The 20,283-nt window shown below is 51.0% G+C and carries 14 protein-coding genes; 11 read left to right on the top strand and 3 right to left on the bottom strand.

What is annotated here, in order from left to right; translation table 11 throughout:
- Window positions 1-27 precede the first annotated feature (27 nt).
- The 3 genes from aroC (at window position 28) to msrB (ending at window position 3,283) form a co-directional block, all read left to right on the top strand.
- Window positions 28-1,137 carry a chorismate synthase gene (aroC, locus tag IEX60_RS04095; protein WP_188747733.1) on the top strand — a complete coding sequence of 370 codons (1,110 nt, stop codon included), beginning with the start codon at window positions 28-30 and terminating at the stop codon, window positions 1,135-1,137.
- On the top strand, window positions 1,115-1,987 hold the full coding sequence (locus tag IEX60_RS04090; protein WP_188747731.1) for an ROK family protein: 873 nt from the start codon (window positions 1,115-1,117) through the stop codon (window positions 1,985-1,987). The genes aroC and IEX60_RS04090 overlap by 23 nt, the downstream gene beginning before the upstream one ends.
- A 159-nt stretch (window positions 1,988-2,146) precedes the next feature.
- A complete protein-coding gene (gene msrB / locus IEX60_RS25240; RefSeq protein WP_188747729.1) occupies window positions 2,147-3,283 on the top strand; it encodes a peptide-methionine (R)-S-oxide reductase MsrB in 1,137 nt (378 codons plus the stop codon).
- On the opposite strand, the gene IEX60_RS04080 is transcribed toward msrB, so the two are convergent.
- Complete coding sequence (locus IEX60_RS04080; RefSeq protein ID WP_188747727.1) at window positions 3,280-5,697, bottom strand: alpha-ketoacid dehydrogenase subunit alpha/beta; 2,418 nt, start codon at window positions 5,695-5,697, stop codon at window positions 3,280-3,282. The genes msrB and IEX60_RS04080 overlap by 4 nt on opposite strands.
- Window positions 5,698-5,946: 249 nt before the next feature.
- Here IEX60_RS04080 and IEX60_RS04075 point away from each other — a divergent pair, with 249 nt between their 5' ends.
- Complete coding sequence (locus IEX60_RS04075) at window positions 5,947-7,257, top strand: 4Fe-4S dicluster domain-containing protein (RefSeq protein ID WP_188747725.1); 1,311 nt, start codon at window positions 5,947-5,949, stop codon at window positions 7,255-7,257.
- Window positions 7,258-7,473: 216 nt separating this feature from the next.
- Complete coding sequence (locus IEX60_RS04070; protein ID WP_188747723.1) at window positions 7,474-8,256, top strand: (Fe-S)-binding protein; 783 nt, start codon at window positions 7,474-7,476, stop codon at window positions 8,254-8,256.
- Window positions 8,257-8,269: 13 nt separating this feature from the next.
- Here the strand turns inward: IEX60_RS04070 and IEX60_RS04065 are convergent, their stop codons facing one another.
- A complete protein-coding gene (locus IEX60_RS04065; protein ID WP_188747721.1) occupies window positions 8,270-8,782 on the bottom strand; it encodes a TlpA family protein disulfide reductase in 513 nt (170 codons plus the stop codon).
- A gap of 19 nt (window positions 8,783-8,801) precedes the next feature.
- A complete protein-coding gene (locus IEX60_RS04060) occupies window positions 8,802-9,824 on the bottom strand; it encodes a LacI family DNA-binding transcriptional regulator (protein ID WP_188747719.1) in 1,023 nt (340 codons plus the stop codon).
- A 228-nt stretch (window positions 9,825-10,052) separates the two neighbouring features.
- Here IEX60_RS04060 and IEX60_RS04055 point away from each other — a divergent pair, with 228 nt between their 5' ends.
- Genes IEX60_RS04055 through IEX60_RS04030 form a run of 6 tightly spaced genes read left to right on the top strand, consistent with a single transcriptional unit; the run spans window position 10,053 to window position 20,283 of the window.
- Complete coding sequence (locus tag IEX60_RS04055; protein ID WP_229717411.1) at window positions 10,053-13,127, top strand: SusC/RagA family TonB-linked outer membrane protein; 3,075 nt, start codon at window positions 10,053-10,055, stop codon at window positions 13,125-13,127.
- A 10-nt stretch (window positions 13,128-13,137) separates the two neighbouring features.
- On the top strand, window positions 13,138-14,688 hold the full coding sequence (locus tag IEX60_RS04050) for a SusD/RagB family nutrient-binding outer membrane lipoprotein (RefSeq protein ID WP_229717410.1): 1,551 nt from the start codon (window positions 13,138-13,140) through the stop codon (window positions 14,686-14,688).
- Window positions 14,689-14,692: 4 nt separating this feature from the next.
- Window positions 14,693-16,735, top strand: a complete 2,043-nt coding sequence (locus IEX60_RS04045) for an alpha/beta hydrolase family protein (RefSeq protein WP_188747713.1) — start codon at window positions 14,693-14,695, stop codon at window positions 16,733-16,735.
- Between the two features lie 8 nt (window positions 16,736-16,743).
- Window positions 16,744-18,186: a Gfo/Idh/MocA family protein gene (locus IEX60_RS04040; protein WP_188747712.1), complete on the top strand. Its 1,443-nt coding sequence runs from the start codon at window positions 16,744-16,746 to the stop codon at window positions 18,184-18,186.
- Between the two features lie 18 nt (window positions 18,187-18,204).
- The gene (locus IEX60_RS04035; RefSeq protein ID WP_229717409.1) at window positions 18,205-18,942 is read left to right on the top strand and encodes a glucosamine-6-phosphate deaminase; all 738 of its coding nucleotides are present in this window, start codon (window positions 18,205-18,207) and stop codon (window positions 18,940-18,942) included.
- Between the two features lie 30 nt (window positions 18,943-18,972).
- The gene (locus IEX60_RS04030; protein WP_188747710.1) at window positions 18,973-20,283 is read left to right on the top strand and encodes a sugar MFS transporter; all 1,311 of its coding nucleotides are present in this window, start codon (window positions 18,973-18,975) and stop codon (window positions 20,281-20,283) included.

Genomic DNA, 20,283 nt, shown 5'->3' with positions numbered 1-20,283 from the left:
TCATGTCTCATATCTCATATCTAACTAATGGCTGGTAATTCATTTGGGGATGTATTCCGTATCACGACATTCGGCGAATCGCACGGTGAGGCAATCGGTGTGATCATTGACGGTTGCCCGCCCAATATTACGATCGACGAAACGTTCATCCAATCCGAGCTGGACAAACGCCGTCCCGGCCAGTCCAAGATTACCACACAGCGGAAAGAAAGTGATACTGCCAAAATCCTTTCGGGTGTATTTGAGGGCAAATCCACGGGTACACCGTTAGCGATGGTCATCCCAAATGAAGATCAACGCTCCAAGGACTACTCCCACATTGCCGATAAATACCGGCCTTCGCATGCGGACTATACCTACCAAATCAAGTATGGCATCCGCGATTACCGGGGTGGCGGCCGCTCATCTGCGCGTGAAACCGCCGCCCGTGTAGCTGCGGGGGCCGTGGCCAAAAGTTTTCTCTCGCCATTTGGTATCCGCATTTTTGCCCATGTATCCGGTGTTGGCAAAATTGAAGCCCCCAATCTGGCTACACACGATGTGGACGAGTTGACCGCATTACGCGAAAGCAACATCGTGCGCTGTGCAGATCCGGCTACCGCAAACGAGATGATTACATTTATCGAGGCCATCCGTAAGGCCGGAGATACGGTAGGTGGGCGCATCAGCGTAGTCATCCAAAACGTACCGGTAGGTTTGGGTGAGCCCGTATTTGACAAATTGCATGCCGATCTGGCAAAGGCAATGATGAGCATCAATGCTGTGCATGGATTTGAATACGGATCGGGGTTTGCAGGATCGGAAATGCAGGGATCTGAACACAACGATGCATTTGTCAATCCTGAAGGGGACGCAAAAAACCTGAAAACACTGACCAATTTCTCGGGAGGCATACAGGGGGGGATTTCCAACGGGATGGATATTACATTCCGTGTGGCATTCAAACCGGTGGCTACCCTCATGCGCGCTCAACAAACAATCAATGAAGCGGGCGAAACCACCGAAATCACCGGAAAAGGCCGACATGACCCCTGCGTAGTACCCCGTGCTATTGTTATCGTAGAGGCTATGGCTGCATTGGTTATTGCCGATCATTTACTAAAAAACCAACTATATGACCAAACAAGAACAAAATAAACAGCTTGTCATTGCCTCCGACATCGGCGGCACCCACATAACTGCTGCACTAGTAGATGTCGGCAATTGGCAGATAATCAATGAGTCAGCAACACGATACCCGGTTAATTCGCATGCCGATGCTAAAACGATTTTATCCGCATGGGCTGCACCTTTCAATGAAGTAGTTGCAAACCATCCGGATATTTCTTCACCTGTAATCGGTATCGCCATGCCGGGGCCGTTTGACTATGAAAATGGCATTTCCCTCATGCGGAACCAAGACAAATATGACAACCTCTATGGCATGGATATCCGGCATGAACTTGCCGAACGTATAGGCATAGATGGCGCAAACATCCGGTTCATCAATGATGCGGCGGCATTCCTTCAGGGCGAGGTTTTCGCTGGAAAACACAACGGCCATGCAAAAATACTGGGTATTACCCTCGGGACAGGCCTTGGTAGCGCGATCTGGGAAAAAGGAAGCAATGCAGTGGATGCTGATTTATGGAAAACCCCGTACCTCGACAGCAACATGGAAGAGCACCTCGTTACGCGCTGGTTTGTACGCCGCACGGCACAGTATGGCATAAAAGTCACCGGGCTGCGTGAGCTTCTCCAATTGCGCGACCAACATGCGTTCGTAGCGGACATCCTGGCTGAATATAGCCACCACTTGCTTCAATTCCTTGCATTTTTCAGCGAAAAAGAAAAAACAGATAAGTTCATCATCGGGGGGAATATTTCGCGGGCATGGGATATTTTCCGTGGTTTCAACCCCGAAGAGTTTGCACGGTTCGACATCCGCATCAGCCAGCTAGGCGAGGATGCCGCACTCATCGGAGCGGCGGCATTGTTTGCATCGTAAGCCCTTTCATACATCAAAAACCGTCATCCTTTCCCGCTGCATCGGTTGTAAGGACACTGTCATATTACAACCGATGCAGCCAGTGAGCGTGTGAAGCCGTCACTATCTAAATCAAAAAATTAGTAAATTTGTTATTCAATAGGTTAATATGGAATAACCATGAAAAAGATATTGATTACATCGGCAGTGTTACTGATCGGATTTGCATTCATGGGCAATGCCGTTTACCGTGTCATCAGCGGCAGTAAAGATTCCAGCAAAAAAGACAACATCATGAATAACGAGCAAACAACCGCAGGTTCAGCCACCATTTATTTCGCCGGAGGCTGCTTTTGGGGAACGGAACATTTCTTCAAACAAATACAGGGAGTTACCGCCACGGAAGTGGGTTATGCCAATGGCCATACCGAAAATCCAACCTATAAGCAAGTAGTGCAGGATAACACGGGGTTTGCCGAAACCGTAAAGGTAATCTATGATCCCGAATCTGTTGATTTAAACCTCCTGCTTGATCTGTATTTCAAGTCCATTGATCCCACCAGCCTCAACAAACAGGGCAACGACCGGGGTACGCAATACCGGACGGGTATCTATTACACCACCGAAGAACAGCTTCCATTGATCAAACAAGCTGTGGCAACTGTTGCCAAACAGTATGCCCAGCCGATTGTGGTGGAAGTTACCCCATTGAAAAATTTCTATACCGCCGAAGATTATCACCAGGACTACCTGGATAAAAATCCCGGCGGCTATTGCCACATCAGTCCGGCGCTGTTCGAATTAGCGCGGAAAGCTAATTCAAAGAAGGAGACCAGCAGCACGCAAACCTATAAAAAGCCCGATGCCGAGACGCTACGGAAAACCCTCACGCCACAGCAATATGCCGTGACACAGGAAAATGCGACCGAGAGACCATTCGAAAACGAGTATAACGATGAATTCCGCGAAGGTATCTACGTAGACATCACGACCGGAGAGCCGCTCTTTGTATCAACTGATAAATTCGAATCAGGATGCGGATGGCCCAGTTTTTCCAAACCGATCGACGATTCGCTGATCGCCGAATTACAGGACAATTCGTTTGGCATGCGCCGCACCGAGGTACGCAGCAAAACGGGTGATGCCCATCTGGGACATGTATTCAACGACGGGCCCAAAGATAAAGGTGGGCTGCGTTATTGCATCAACAGCGCGTCACTCCGTTTCATCCCGAAAGAAGAAATGGAAAAAGAAGGGTATGCCAAGTATCTGCCGCTGGTGAAACCCAGCGATGCGGTAGCTTCATCGGGCCATTAACTGAACAATGCCGGATAATCTTTGGGATTGGCTTCGTGCATGAGCGCATAAACGGCTTCGATCACATCATCGGCTGATGGTTTGGAAAAATAGTCTCCATCGGAACCATAAGGCGGCCGGTGCGCCTTGGCAGTCAGTGTCCTTGGTTGACCATCCAAGTGATAGTATCCGTTCTGGGCTTCCAGTATCTGTTGCAGGATAAATGCGGATGCGCCTCCGGGCACATCTTCATCTACAACCAGCAATTTGTTGGTTTTGCCGAGAGACTGGGCACAAAGATGTTCCTCATCAAAGGGCTGCAACGTCTGGGGGTCCACAATTTCAATGGAGATTCCCAATTTTTCCAATTCCACAGAAGCTTCCTGCACTACCCGTAAGGTCGAACCGTAGGAAACCACCGTCACATCGCGCCCTTCCCGGACGATTTCTGCCTTGCCCAACGGTACGGTAAAATCACCTACATTAACCGGCATACGCTCTTTGAGCCGGTAGCCATTCAGGCATTCGACTATGAGCGCCGGCTCGTCCGAACGCAGCAAGGTATTATACATACCTGCTGCCTGGGTCATGTTGCGGGGCACACAGACATGGATACCCCGCATCGAGCCGAGGATCATGCTCATAGGCGAACCGGAATGCCAGATTCCTTCCAGCCGGTGGCCACGTGTACGGATGATCAGCGGCGCCTTTTGCCCTCCTTTTGTGCGGTAACTGAGGCTCGCCAGGTCATCGGTCAGCACCGTCAGCCCGTATACGAGGTAATCAATATACTGGATTTCGGCAATGGGGCGCAAACCACGCATCGCCAAGCCCATACCCTGGCCGATGATGGCCGACTCCCGGATACCTGTATCAAAAATACGCTGCTCGCCGTACTTGGCTTGCAATCCGGCAAATCCTTGGTTTACATCCCCGATCTTGCCCACATCTTCACCAAAAGCGACCAGCTTGGGATCACGGGCAAAATTGGCATCGAAACATGCGTTTAATACCTCCCTACCATCCACTGTTTTACTTTCTTCCGTGTATTCCGCCGCTACCATGGGAACATGCTTCGGCGACTCGACGGTATCGGTAAAGAGGTGGGAATTATAACGTTCGCGGTTTACCTGTTGTTTCTGTTCATACCACGAAAGCAACGCCTTTTTTTCCTCGCTCTGCACATTGCGTAAAAGCCGGATGACACGTCTTACGGTGCTGTACACCTCCCTGAGGGATGGCTCGGAGATGGATTTCAACTCGTTGAACAGCACCTGCACCGTCTCATCCGGAATAGCGGCCAACAGGGTGATGGCTTCATCCACGTCCTTTTTCAGTGCCCTGTTATAATCTGACCATGCCTTACGCTGTTCGGTACGTACGTAGTCTTTTACACCGCGCTCAATCTCAGCTAATTCACGCTCGTCTGCAATACTTGATTCTATCATCCAAGCACGCATTTTAGCGATACAGTCGAATTCCTTCTCCCAAGCCAGTCGTTCTTTCGATTTATAGCGTTCATGCGAACCAGAAGACGAATGCCCCTGCGGCTGCGTCATTTCCGTCACATGGATCAACACAGGGATATGCTGCTCGCGGCTAATTTTTGCAGCCTGTTCATAGGTTTCACAAAGCCCGGGATAATCCCACCCTTTTACTTTAAATATCTCGAATCCCTCGCCATTTTCATCCCGCTGGAAACCTTTGAGCACTTCAGAAATATCAGCTTTGGTGGTCTGTATTTCATTGGGCACCGAAATGCCGTATCCATCGTCCCAAACGGAAATAACCGTGGGAATCTGCCTCACTCCGGCAGCATTTACCGCCTCCAGAAATACGCCTTCGGAGGTAGACGCATTGCCCACCGTACCAAATGCCACTTCATTTCCCCCGTTAGAGAATTGGTTCAGGTCTGCCAGTTCGGGATTGTTCCGGTATAGTTTGGAAGCCAATCCGAAGCCCAATAGCCGTGGCATCTGTCCTCCCGTAGTAGATATATCCGACGCCGAGTTCTTCATCAAGGTCTGATCCACCCACCTTCCTTCCGGCGTCAGCATCCGCGTCGCAAAATGGCTGTTCATCTGCCTTCCGGCCGATGAAGGATCAGCTTCCACATCCGGATGCGCATATAGCTGGGAAAAAAACTGGTAAACCGTAAAAATACCGGCGGCAAACATAAATGTCTGATCGCGGTAATAACCTGATCGCCAATCACCTAACTGAAACACCTTGGCCATCGCAATTTGCGCTAACTCCTTACCGTCTCCGAATACCCCAAATTTGGCCTTCCCGGTAAGCACCTCTTTGCGCCCCAATAAACTCACGAACCTGCTTTCCACAGCTACACGGTAATCCGCGATGACAATTGCTTTAAAATCGTCAAAACTGAGTTTAGCTATGGGTTGCTCGCTTGGTTTAATATGAGTATCTGACATAATTAAATTACGTTGGCTCCAAAAATAGGAAAATATATTTTTTCAAAAGCGATATTGACCTTCAAATTCAGGCGCGTTTATTGGTTTTGGCAAAATTGGCCGTCAATACACCTTCGCGTTGTCTTAATTAATTAACGTGTAAATCCGACAAAGATTGTGTGAATATACGCTAAATCTGCGGTGATTTTAAAATCCATCTAAATAATTTATTATGCTTGCATAGCATTTTTAATTCCGTAATTTCGTAACATGACGCCATCGGTAATAAGCCAATTGATTTTCGCGGTTGTATTCATAACTGCGGTGGCATTGGCTGCATACAATGCCCGGAAGATCATCCAAAACATCCGGCTGGGCCGAAGCGAACGCCGTACCGACGAGCCGGGTAGGCGCCTGCGAACGATGCTTTTGGTGGCATTCGGACAAAAAAAAATGTTCAAACGCCCCTTCGCTGCATTGCTCCATTTATTCGTCTACCTGGGGTTTTGCATCATCAACCTAGAGATGCTCGAAATCGTTATCGACGGCCTGTTTGGCACCCACCGGGCTTTTTCGGGTTTGGGAGCTTTCTATTCCTTTTTAATCGGTGCGTTTGAATGGTTGGCATTGAGTGTCCTAGTGGGCTGTATCATCTTCCTTGCCCGGCGTAACCTAGCCCGTATCAGACGTTTTTTTGGCACGGAGATGACGGCGTGGCCCCGTACCGACGCCAATCTCATCCTCACCGCCGAAATCCTGTTAATGGTTGCTTTTCTCACGATGAATGCAGCCGATTATAAACTGCAATTATTGGGTGCCCCCCACTATACACAGGCAGGTGCATTTCCGGTAAGTGGCTGGTTGCTTCCTTTACTGCCCGACAGCACTTCTTCACTCATGGGGATTGAGCGTTTTTGCTGGTGGTTCCATATCACCGGCGTATTGGCATTTCTCAATTACCTCCCTTATTCCAAGCACCTGCATATTTTGCTGGCTTTTCCCAACACCTATTTTTCAAACCTGCATCCCAAAGGACGGTTCACAAACATGGATAGCGTCACCAATGAAGTCAAGGCGATGCTGGATCCTTCCTACACGCCGGAAGCGGCGGATATGCCGATCCGTTTCGGGGCGAAAGACATACAGGACCTTACCTGGAAAAACCTGATGGAAGCGTATACCTGCACGGAATGCGGACGGTGTACATCGGTATGTCCGGCGAATATCACCGGCAAGCTGCTTTCCCCACGTAAAATCATGATGGATACCCGCGACCGGATGGTGGAGGTGGGCTCAGCCATCCGGAAGAACAAGGAATTTAAAGATGACGGCAAATCGTTGCTGGACAGTTACATTACCCGCGAAGAAATATGGGCATGTACGACCTGCAACGCCTGCGTGGAAGCCTGCCCCGTAAACATCAATCCGCTGGAAATCATTGTCGAACTGCGGCGCTATGCGGTTATGGAAGAATCGAAGGCCCCTACTAGCCTCAATGCGATGTTTGGCAATGTGGAGAATAACGGTGCACCCTGGAAATACGCACAGGCCGACCGGGCCAATTGGGCAATGGATAATTGACAATGGACAATTGATAATGGATAGTGGATAATTGACAATGGATAGTGGATAATTGACAATGGACAATTGATAATGGATAGTGGATAATGGATAATGGATAGTGGATAATTGATAATGGACAATTGATAATGGATAATTGATAATTGATAATGGATAATGGATAATGGAACTGTCAATTATCAATTGTCAACTATCAATTAAGAAAGGGGTTATTGAATGAAGATACCAACTATGGCGGAACTGATGGCCAAGGGCGAAACAGCCGATATCCTTTTTTGGGTAGGTTGCGCAGGTAGTTTCGACGAGCGTGCACAGCGCATTACCCGCGATATCTGCAAAATCCTGCATCACGTGGGTATCAAGTATGCGATTCTCGGTACTGAGGAAAACTGCACAGGCGATCCCGCCAAACGGGCCGGTAACGAGTTTCTTTTCCAGATGCAGGCGATGATGAATATCCAGATTCTCGATGGTTATGAAGTAAAGAAAATCGTAACGGCCTGCCCGCATTGCTTCAATACACTGAAAAACGAATATCCGGATCTGGGTGGTCATTATGAAGTCATCCACCACACGCAACTGATCCAGCAACTGATCGATGAAGGCAAGCTTAAGGCCGAGGGCGGCGAATCTTTCAAGGGGCGGCGCATTACCTATCACGATCCCTGTTATTTAGGACGGGGCAATGAAGTTTATGAAGCACCGCGGAAAGCATTGGAAAGCCTGGATGCCCAATTGGTGGAAATGAAACGCTGCCGCAGCAATGGCCTATGCTGTGGTGCCGGAGGTGCTCAGCTATTCAAAGAACCGGAGAAAGGCAACAAGGATATTAATATCGAGCGTACCGAAGAAGCCCTGGATACCCAGCCTGAAATCATTGCAGCCGCCTGTCCCTTCTGCATGACCATGCTACGCGATGGTATTAAGATCAAGGAAAAGGAACAGGAGGTGCAGGTGCTAGATATTGCGGAAATCACGGCACGGGCCAATGGGTTGTAGCTTGTCCTGCAACCTACCGCAACGCGTCGATCGCTTCCTGCAACGCCGGATCGTCGGCCTTAATCGCATAGTACTTCGCAATATTCCCATCGGGACCGATGATCAGGTATCGTGGAATCCAATTCAGGTCGATGGCATTGGTAAAATCGTTCTTCCAATCGGTTTTAAACCAATAGTGTTCCCCCTCAAGGTGAAATTTCTCCACACCGTTCTTCCACTGTTGTTCCTGCCGATCCAGCGAAAAATATACTGTATGAATATCGGGGTTTGCCTTCTGAAGTGCATACAGCTCGGGGAACCCTTTGATACAATCCGGACACCAAGTTGCCCAGATGTATAATAAAATCGTCTTTCCTTTATTAGCAGCTAAAATCTCGCCTGCTGTTTTCTGCTGACCATCCAATCCGAACAAGGGCTGCTGCAGCGCTGCTTCCGTAAATTCGGTCTTAGATACCGCAGGAGCTTTCTGCCCCATAGACAACTGCGCAAATAAAACACCTAATAATATTAAAAAATTGACTTTCATGGAGCAAAGGTACAGTTTTTTAAGATAGCGTCCGCAACGTAGATTCCCTCGGAATCAACATACCTGGCAGCACAATTTCCCTGGGTTGAAAATTAGACTTCCGGACGATATGTTGTAGCAAAAGCTCGCAACTCATCTTACCTACTTCATACGCAGGTTCCGCCACGGTAGAAAGCGTGGGCGTGATAATTGTAGACATGGGATCGTTCGTGAATCCAATGACGCCAAAGTCCCTGCCAATGGCTACCCTGCGCGCTTTGAGTGCCTGCATCACCCCAATAGCCTTGCGGTCATTCACAGCAAAAACAGCGTCGGGTCGCTCCATCTGATCAAACAATCTCGCCAAATCATCTTCGCCATGTGCCTGTGAAAATCCGGAATGGACAATCCATTCCTTTCTAACGGGTATATCGTACCGTTCTAGGGCATCCAAATAGCCCGCCAACCGTTGCCTCGTAAAATCAAGATCCAACGGACCGGCCACATGTGCAATACGAGTAAACCCTTGCTGGATCAGATGTTCAACAGCCTCAAATGCCCCGTTGTAGTCGTCCTGCACCACCTTCGATGCGTCTACACCACCTAATACCCGATCAAAAAAAACAACCGGGGTGCCCTCGGCAATGATCCGTTCAAAATAACCATTGGCAGCAGAGTCTGAGCACACGGCCACTAATACTCCATCCAGGTTCTGCGTATTCAGGTTTTTCACGACATCCAACTCCCGCTCCGGCGAATCGTTAGTCACATAAAGGACAATGTTGTATCCCTTGGCATAGGCTATTTCCTGAATACCGGTAATTACCATTGAAAAATAGTAATTGGTAATGAAAGGCAGGATAATCCCGATGTTACGGGTTCCGCCGCCAGCTAACCCGGAGGCATTGAAATTCGGCTTATAATCCAGCTCCTTAGCCAATTGAAGCACTTTCTCACGCGTTTCCGGGTTAACGTCGTACGCATCGCGCAACGCACGTGACACCGTGGACACCGAAATATTCAGTATCCGGGCAATGTCTTTGATGGTAACGTGTTCTGGCATAACTATCACCGCAAATTTATGCAAATAACAGACGAAACAGCAGTTTCTTTGTAGTTATTTCGGTAACGTTCTCGCTAAAATAGAAAGCCGATTCATTGCTTCTACCTCTGATTGCTGATACTTTTGGGCATACCAATTAGCAAATCCCCTATTAAATAGAGGACAAGGGAATATCAGGGATATCGAAAATGTATGACCAAACTCGAAACAACAAATGTTATGACAATTATGAAAACAAGAACTTCCATTTACCACTTGCTGCTGGCGGTCTGCTTCACCTTGTGCTGCACGGCAGGGTTGCGTGCACAGGAAAACCGGGAAATCAGTGGAACAGTGAAAGACGCCGCAACGGGCACGCCGCTGACCGGCGTAAGCGTGCGCGTGAACGGCAAAAGCCAAGCCACAGCTACCGATGCGTCCGGACGGTTTGCACTGCAGGCTGCACAGGGTGACGTACTCGTCTTCTCGTATTTAGGATATCGCACCCAAGAAATAACGGTGGGAACGTCTGCTTCTTATACCGTTGGTCTTCAGCCTGCTGAAGCGGAAGAGCTGGGAGAAGTGGTGGTGACCGCACTCGGTATTGAGCGGAAAACCCGCTCGTTGAGCTACGCTACGCAGCAGCTATCAGCGGACCAACTGGATGAAGTGCGGGACAACAGCGGCAACATCATGAACAGCCTGTCTGGAAAAGTGGCCGGTGCCGTCATTACGCCGGCTGCTACGGGTCCCGGTGGTGCTGCGCGCGTCGTCCTACGGGGCAACCGTTCCATCAGCGGCAATAACAACGCACTCATCGTAGTGGATGGTGTACCCATCGACAACTCATCCAATCCGCAGGCCAACAGCACGTTTAATTCTTATGGTGGGAGCGACGGGGCTGCCAACCTCAATCCGGACGATATCGAATCGGTGAATGTGCTGAAGGGAGCAACGGCAGCCGCTCTGTATGGGAGCCGGGCGGCAAACGGAGCCATTGTCATCACAACCAAACGTGGCAAGGAAGGCAAGCTTGCCATCGACTACAACGGAGGTGTAAGCATCGATCAACCCAATCTGCTCATGGATTTCCAGAATACATACGGCCGCGGCAATGGCGGGGAAGCCGGTGCAACCGCCGGAGAAAGCTGGGGAGCACCTGCCACGACCTATCCAGACAACGTGCGCAGCGTATTCCGCACGGCAGCGACGGTCAACAATTCAGTGAACCTGTCTGGCGGTACGGAAAACATGCAGGGTTATGCATCTTATACCAATAATCACAATGCGGGCATCCTGCCGGGCAATGACCTGGACCGGAATACACTCAACCTCCGCGTGAATAATACCTTCTTCTCCAAGTTGACCACAGATGCAAAAATCACGTACTTGAACCAGAAAATCAGTAATAAACCTCGCTTAGGTGATACCGGAACTCCGATGGGCATTTATATCATGCCCCGTGACATGAGCGAAGCTGAACTGCGCGATTTTGAAGGAACGGACCCGGTGACAGGCGAACCTACGCGTAAATACTGGACAACGTCTTCCATCTTTGATAATCCGTATTGGGACCTGAACCGTACTTCGGTTAATGAAGAACGCAACCGCGTAACGCTGCTTGGATCGGCCTCCTACCAGCTCACGGATTGGTTGCGTGTATTGGCCAGGTACAGCTTTGACCGGTATGACGACAAAGAAACCGGCAGGTATTACAACGGCACCGTCTCATTGGGCAGTGTTCAGCCGGGCGGACAGTACTACGAAACCTACAACGTCAGAAGTGAGCGCAATATTGATGTATTAATATCCGGCGACAATAAATTGTCCGGCGATCTCTCACTCACGTATAACCTCGGCGGCAGCGTACTCAACCGAAAGAGCAACAGCTTGCAGAACATGGCAAACGGATTGAGTATCCCTAACCAATTCAACCTGTCGTTCGCTACCACACCCGCATTCAACAATGTGTCCATCATCGAAAGGGAACTCCAGTCGATATATGGAAGTGCACAGCTGAATTTCAGGGATTACCTCTATTTAGATGTATCTGCACGTAACGATTGGTCGTCCACACTTCCGTCACCACACAGCTACTTTTATCCCTCCGTCGGATTATCCGCCGTCCTTTCAGACGCGCTATCGTTGCCTGAATGGGTATCGTTTGGCAAAGTGCGGGCTTCTTATACGGAAGTGGGTAACGATGCCGCTCCTTATCTATTGGACCAACTGTATAACTTCTCCCTGGGCGCCGGACAAGGTTTTGTGAGCCGTGACCTTACACGGGCTATCAGCAACCTCAAACCCGAAAATACGCAAGCGTATGAAGTAGGGCTTGACTGGCGTTTTTTCAATAACCGCCTCGGCATTGAAGCAACATTTTATAAAACCAATACCATCAACCAGTTGCTCTATATCGGATTGCCGCTGGCCAGCGGATACAGCCAGCAATACATCAATGCCGGTAACATTGAAAACAAAGGGATTGAATTGCAGTTGAACGGCACACCCATCCGCGGCGAACGATTCAGTTGGACCACTTACATAAATTTTTCGCGTAACGTAAATGAGATTATCAAGCTCTCCGATCAATCCAACCGGGCCGACCTGTCTACGAGTACCCGGCTGGCCAGTGTTGTGGCAGTGGAAGGTGGTTCTTATGGCGATCTATATGGATACGCATGGGAAAAAGACGCCAACGGTAATCACCTCGTAAACGATGCAGGTCTGCCGATTGTGAAAGCAAATACCAAAATCGGTAACTTTAACCCCGACTTCTTACTGGGATGGGGCAATACCTTGAGTTATGGACAGTTTTCGTTGTCATTCCTCATTGACGGGCGCGTAGGTGGCGAAATGGTTTCCGGCACTGATTCTTTCCTCGGCGCCTATGGCTTGGGCGACTATACGGCGCAGTACCGAGATGGTGGATTGATCCTGCCGGGCGTGAAAGCCGACGGAACACCCAACACCACCGCCATCGATGCGCAGAAATTCTGGACCGCTGTATCCCAGAATGGCCGCGATGCCTGGGGTGAGTTTTTCACCTATTCGACGACTAATTTCAGGCTGCGTGAGGCATCCCTAGGCTATGAATTCCCGCTCAATGGCGGTGCTTTCAAACGGGCACAGGTATCGCTGACTGGGCGTAACCTGTTTTTCCTGTACCGCGGCAAATCCACGCTGGACATTCCCGGCATGCAGCGCCGCACCATCCCAATAGACCCCGAAGCAGCACTTGGCATCGGCAACTACCAGGGCGTAGAAGCCGGCCTGTTACCTTCCGTACGTAGTTTCGGTCTTAATGTTAAACTGTCATTCTAACCATACAGTCATGAAGAAATTGTTTTTAATTGCATTCGCCGCATCATTTACCCTTTCGTGTACGGATAACTTCAAGGAACTGAATACGAACCCCGGCAAACTCACAGAAGCCGGCGCCCGGGAAATGCCTTTCATGTTTTCACGGGCCCAGTCGGCCGCAGCGATGGACCGGAGCTTTTATCAAACCGTACAGAACCTGGGGGCCGATCTCTACGCACAGTATTATGCGCTTTCGGTCACGTCTTTCCAAACGGATCGTTATGTGCTTACGCCAGACTGGCAGCGCCGTTTCTGGACTGTGGTATACGCGAACACAGCGCCGCAGCTCAAGGCCATCATCGAAAATGCAGCGCCCGCCTCAGGTGAACAAGCCCTCGCTAATATTCTATGGGTATATGCATTCCACCGGCTTACCGATCATTTTGGTCCTGTACCATACTTCCAGGCGGCAGACCCGGTGGAACAAATCCCTTATGACAACCAGGAGGCCATTTACGATGACTTTTTCAAGCGCTTGGATCAGGCCGTTGCAGACCTTAAGGCCCTCGGATCGGGCACACAGGTGTTCCAGGGATTCGACCTCATGTATAACGGTGATGTAAATAACTGGATTTTGTTTGCCAACACGCTCCGTCTACGTTTGGCACTACGCATCGCCCAGGTAAGTCCCGACCGGGCACAGCAGGAGGCCGAAGCGGCGGTTGCTTCCGGTGTATTGACGAATAATGGTCAAAATGCTTCACTGGCAAAATCGCTAAAAGGCAATGACACACACGGATTGGCCCAAACCGCTGCGTGGAATGAATTTGCCATGAGTTCAACCATCGCTTCTTACCTCAAAGGGTATAACGACCCGCGTCTCGGCCGGTATTTCCAGCCCGATGTAACCAACGGTCAATATAACAGTTTACGCAATGGACTTCCTCCATCGGCATTGAACAACCCACGCAATAACAGCTCGCAGAATTCCAACATCGGTACTTACTGGGTTACCTGGTCTGCCTCCTCTTCTGCATGGACTCCGAATCTTGAAGCCAGGCAGCATGTGATGAGTGCTGCCGAAGCGTGGTTTTTGCGGGCTGAGGGAGCCCTGAATGGATGGAATATGGGGGCCGCAGCCCAGGAATGCTACGAACAGGGAATCACTGCAAGCCTCACACAATGGGGCGCGGATGAAACGGCTATACGTGCATACCTGACTTCCACCGCCCTGCCCGCTGCTCCGGGAGACACAGAAAATTCGCCTGCTGTGGCAGCCACTCCGATTGCATGGGCGGCGGATGAATCCACGCGGCGCGAACAGATTGGTGTACAGAAGTGGCTGGCTTTATTTCCCGACGGAATGGAAGCATGGGCAGAATTCCGCCGCACAGGATTCCCGAAAATGTATCCCGTTGTCCAATCCGACAATGCAGATTTGCCTTCGGGTACTTTTATCAAACGGTTGCCGTTTCCTATTGTAGAAGAAAACAACAATGCCGGAGAGCTGGCAAAAGGGCGGGCACTTCTTGGAGGCCCTGATAATGCTGCGACATCTCTTTGGTGGGATGTAAATGAATAGTTTGATGAAAACATTCGTATGGGTGATATTGGCTGGTCAGTTGCCTTTCTCCACACACGGACAGGATTCTCCCCTGCCGCATGTGTTTGAGGGGGAGCCGGCAGACTATCCAGCCATGCAGCTCCGGCTGGATGCTGCCAAGGCTGCCCAACGGCAACAGCTGCCCCGGACGGCCGCAGACTGGAAGGTCCATGCCTCACGGCTGAAATCGCGGATCGCGGAAGACCTGGCGTTATCCTACCAACCGGATCTTCCGTTGGATATCCGTGAAACGGGTACCGTACAGGGCGACGGGTTCACGGTTCGCAATATCAGCTTCCAAACGCAACCGGGGGTATTGGCTACAGCCAATTTATACGTACCCTCGGGTAACGGTCCTTTTCCAGCCGTTGTCATCACCCATGGTCACTGGCCCGATGGACGCCGCGCACCGCTCTTCCAGGCGGTAGCACAGACATTGGTACGCAGCGGCTATGTCTGCCTGAATATCGATGCCTGGGGTGCTGGCGAACGCGGCACCCTACCGGGGCAGCAGGAATACCACGGTGCCAATCTGGGTGCATCGCTCATGAATGTAGGGCATACCCTGATGGGGCTGCAACTAGCTGACAACATGCGGGGTATCGATCTGTTGGCCTCGCTGCCTTATGTAGATAGCACGCGTATCGGTGCAACAGGTGCCAGTGGTGGTGGCAACCAAACCATGTGGCTCGCTGCCATGGACGACCGCGTAAAAGCTGCCATGCCTGTGGTAAGCGTCGGTACGTTTCAGTCGTACATCATGAACAGCAACTGCATATGTGAGCTGTTGCCCACCGGGCTTACCTATACCGAAGAAGCGGGCATATTGGCATTGGTAGCACCTCGCGCGCTGAAAATCATCAGCGCCGTGGAAGAAAAAAATCCAAGCTTCATGCCCCAACAGATGCTCATTTCCTATCGGCAGGTCAAGTCGCTGTACCGCATGCTGGGGGCGGCAGACCACATTGCTTACCACATTGCCGCTGGAGGGCACGACTACAGCGCCGAGATGCGCGAACATCTGTTGGGCTGGTTCGATCTGTATCTAAAAGGTGAAGGAACCGGAGCTCCAAAAGAAACACCTGCGGTGGTGCCCATCGAGGTATCGCTTCTCGCAACCTATCCCGAAGGTAAACGGGATGACGCGGTGGCAACCACCGAACGGTTTTGCCAGCAGGAAGGGCAACGACTCAAAGCTGGAGAAGCGGATGCCCAACTGCCGCGGTTGGCCGTATTGCGTGAGGCATTGCGGCAGCTATTACACTTCCGTCCATTGACAGCCACGCGGGTGACCGACTATTCCCCAAAAGAAGAATGGCAGCGGATGGCCGTGGAAACCGATGCGGGTGGCATCATTCCGGTCCTATATACTCGCCCAAAGGAGGGCAACCGATACACACTGTTGCTGCACGGTAGTGGCAAGGACAGCATACCCCCTATGCGCATCCAACAACTGCTTGACGAAGGTTACGGTGTAATGGTGGCCGACCTTTGGGGTACGGGCGAACAGGGCTCGGATGAAGCACAACGGGTAGACGGTGCATTGCCTCCATTTCACACAATAGCCCGATCAGCCCTGTGGCTCGGGAAACCGATCATGGCAACATGGGCGGCGGAAACCCAGCTTCTTTTACAGCTCTGCATCGATCAGCTCGGTGCCACAGACGTCCATATCGAAGCTTACCGTGATGCCGCGTTGGCCGCCTCCTACGCATTGGCTCTTTCGGAAGTCCCGCGTGTGGAATTCCGGTTGACGGATTTTCCTTCCAGCTATCTGTTCGATAGCCGCGAAGGCATCGAATACTACTCAATGGCGGTACATGTGCCACGTATACTGCAATGGGGGGACGTGCCGTTGCTGTTGGCCATGAGCGGAACGAAGTTAATACTTGATGGCGCAAAAACGTTATCGGGAAGGCCGCTGAATCGCAGTGAATGCCTAAATTACCAGCAGGAAATCGAAAACATTGCGGTGCGGATCGGAGGACCGCCGATCACCGTACAATTTACCGATATAACGCAATAACAGAAAACATGACAAGCAACAGAAGAACATTTTTGAAACAATCGGGCCTCGCGGGCGCAGGCATACTGGGCACCTCACTACTCGGTACGGCCTGTGCGCAAGGCACCCAGGCTGCAGAAGAATCACTGGCCCACATCCGCCAGCAGGCAAGCCAATCGCATGCACCGCAATTCAACATGTGCGGGTATGCGGCACCTCCCCTGGAAACCGTACGCATCGGCTTTGTCGGAGTGGGCAACCGTGGCTCGGCAGCGGTTGAACGGATGAGCTATATACAGGGAGTGGCTATCCAGGCGATTGCCGATGTCAGGCCCGAAAAGGCCGAGGCTGCCAAACAGCGCATCCAACGACCCGGGCATGAGGCTACGCTGTACACAGCCGACGAAAATGCATGGAAGGAACTTTGTGAACGCAAAGACATTGACCTGGTATATGTTGCCACCCACTGGAAGCTGCATACCCCCATTGCGCTCTATGCCATGGAACACGGCAAACACGTGGCAACCGAAATTCCGGCAGCGCTCACGGTGGAGGATTGCTGGAAACTGGTGGAGACCTCCGAGCGGACGCGAAAACACTGCGTCATCCTGGAAAACTGCTGCTATGATTTCTTTGAGCTCCTTACGCTTAATATGGTACGGCAGGGCTTTTTTGGCGAACTTATCCACGGTGAAGGTGCTTATATCCATGACATCCTCGACAGCCTGTTCAATAAGGATGCCCGCTACGACTTATGGCGGCTCAAGGAGAATGCTAGCCGAAATGGCAACCTCTATCCTACCCACGGTCTTGGACCGATCTGCCAGGCGATGGACATCAACCGCGGCGACCGCCTCGAATACATGACTTCCATGGCTTCGGCGGATTTCATGCTGGAACCAGCCGCGGAAGCAGCGGCGGCCAAGGATGCCACATTTAAGGAATATGTAGGAAAGCCATTCCGTGGCAACATGAACTCCAGCACCATCCGTACCGCCAAAGGACGCACCATTCTGCTGCAGCACGACGTCTCTTCGCCACGTCCTTATTCACGTATCCATTTACTGAGCGGCACGAAGGCAACTGCCCAAAAATATCCGCTCCCACCACGCATTGCCACCGGGCATGAAGGGTGGCTGGACGAGGCTGAATTTGCCAAATTGGAAAAACAATATACGCCACCGATCGTACAGAAAGTGGGTGAACTGGCAAAAAGGGTCGGCGGCCATGGCGGCATGGATTTCCTGATGGATTGGCGGCTCATTGACTGCCTACGGAATGGTCTACCGGTAGACATGGACGTTTACGACGCCGCTACCTGGAGTGTCATCAGTCCCCTCAGTGAATGGTCTACGGCCAACCGTAGTGCACCCATCGACATCCCTGACTTCACAAACGGTGCCTGGAAAACCAACCAGCCCGTCGATCTTTCCCTTGAAAAGGGAGCAAATACCGATGTTATCTTAGCATAAATACATTACCATATATTAATGATGAATATCCATATTTTCTCAAACACACAGGAATTAGGTAAAGCGGCCGGAGCCGCAGCAGCAACAATTATCCGGGAAACCATTGCCCAAAAAGGAACGGCCAATATTATTCTGGCCACCGGCACAAGCCAGTTTGAAACCATCAAACAATTGATTGCCGAAGCGGGTATCGATTGGTCTGTGGTAACCATGTTCCACCTCGACGAGTATATCGGCCTGCCCATCACACACAAGGCCAGCTTCCGCAAATACCTGAAAGAGCGCTTTCTTGAGCAGGTGCCTCCTTTAAAGGCAGCTTACCTTATTGATGGAGAAACCGATCCGGAAGCTGAGACCGAACGGTTGGGACAGCTCATCCGCCAACACCCCATCGATGTAGCACTGGTGGGAATCGGCGAAAACGGACACCTCGCTTTTAACGATCCGCCTGCCGATTTTGACACGGATAAACCCTATTTGGTGGTCAATCTTGACGGCCCCTGCAGGGCTCAGCAATACAACGAAGGATGGTTCGCATCCGTAGATGATGTACCGCAGCAAGCCATCAGCATGTCGGTGCGGCAGATCATGAAATCTGCACACATCATCTGTTCGGTACCTGATGCACGGAAAGCCCAAGCCGTAAAAGACAGCTTAGCGCAGCCCGTCAGCAATCAATATCCGGCAAGTATCCTGCAGCAGCATCCGGATTGCAGCTTTTTCCTGGATCAGGAATCTGCAAAATTGCTTAAGTAACAGCTGCCTTTTCAAGCTAAAATCCGAATTATGTCCTTAGCAACCACCGCTGCATCGCTGACCAAACGACAGACTTACAGCTCGATTTTTATCATCGGGATGCTGTTTTTTATTTTCGGTTTCGTATCGTGGATCAACGCGATACTCATCCCCTATTTCAAGATTGCCTGCGAGCTGAACCACTTTCAATCGTATTTGGTGGCTTTTGCCTTTTACATTGCCTATTTTGTGATGTCTGTACCTTCGGCTTATCTGCTGAAACGCGTGGGCTTCAAAAAAGGGATGATGGCTGGCTTTTGGATGATGGCTCTCGGGGCGGCTATTTTCGTCCCTGCAGCGATGGTCAGGACCTATGAGCTTTTTCTCCTGGGCTTATTTACGCTGGGCGGCGGCCTTGCCGTGCTGCAAACGGCGGCTAATCCGTACATCACCGTTTTAGGCCCACAGGAACGTGCCGCCCAACGCATCAGCATCATGGGCATCTGCAACAAGGGGGCCGGCATCCTTGCGCCGCTGGTGTTTGCCGCTGTCATCCTCCGCCCTACGGACGGCGAATTGTTCAGCCAGATCCCGTTAATGGATGATCAGACACGTGCCCAAACGCTTGATGCGCTTATCCGGCGCGTCATTGTGCCTTATGGCTGTGTAAGCGTGGTGCTGCTTGCGCTTGGGTTGGTGGTGCGGTACTCACCGCTACCCGAGATCGATACCGAACACGAAACGGAGGCGGTAGCCTCTGTCAATGCGGGAAAAACCAGTATTTTTCAATTTCCGCACCTCATCCTCGGTGCTGTGGCTATTTTCCTGCATGTGGGCACTCAGGTTATTGCCATTGATACCATTATCGGCTATGCAGGTTCCATGGGCATTGACCTGCTGGAAGCCAAAGCATTCCCTTCTTATACACTTTCGGCCACGATCATCGGCTACCTGATTGGCATTGCTTGCACACCCAAATTCTTCAGTCAACTCACCGCCCTACGCGTTTGCACCGTGCTTGGGCTGCTCTTCTCATTCGGCATTCTCTTTGCCACGGGCGGAATCAGGCTGTTGGGGCACGACACGCACCTATCGATATGGTTTGTGGTACTGCTTGGATTGGCCAACTCGCTGGTGTGGGCTGGTATTTGGCCCCTGGCATTGGATGGCCTGGGGCGCTTTACCAAACTCGGTGGTTCCATCCTGATCATGGGTCTTTGCGGGAATGCCATCCTACCCCTGCTCTATGGATACCTGGCAGACAATCATTCGTTGCGCGATGGATACTGGATACTGATACCCTGTTATGCATACCTTATATTCTATGCGTTCAGGGGATACCGGATAAAAAATTGGATGTGA

The sequence above is a fragment of the Parapedobacter defluvii genome (assembly GCF_014642075.1).
In the GTDB taxonomy this organism is placed as follows: Bacteria; Bacteroidota; Bacteroidia; order Sphingobacteriales; family Sphingobacteriaceae; genus Parapedobacter; species Parapedobacter defluvii.
Note: the sequence above shows the minus strand (reverse complement) of the source record. Positions and strands in the feature narration are given on the sequence as shown.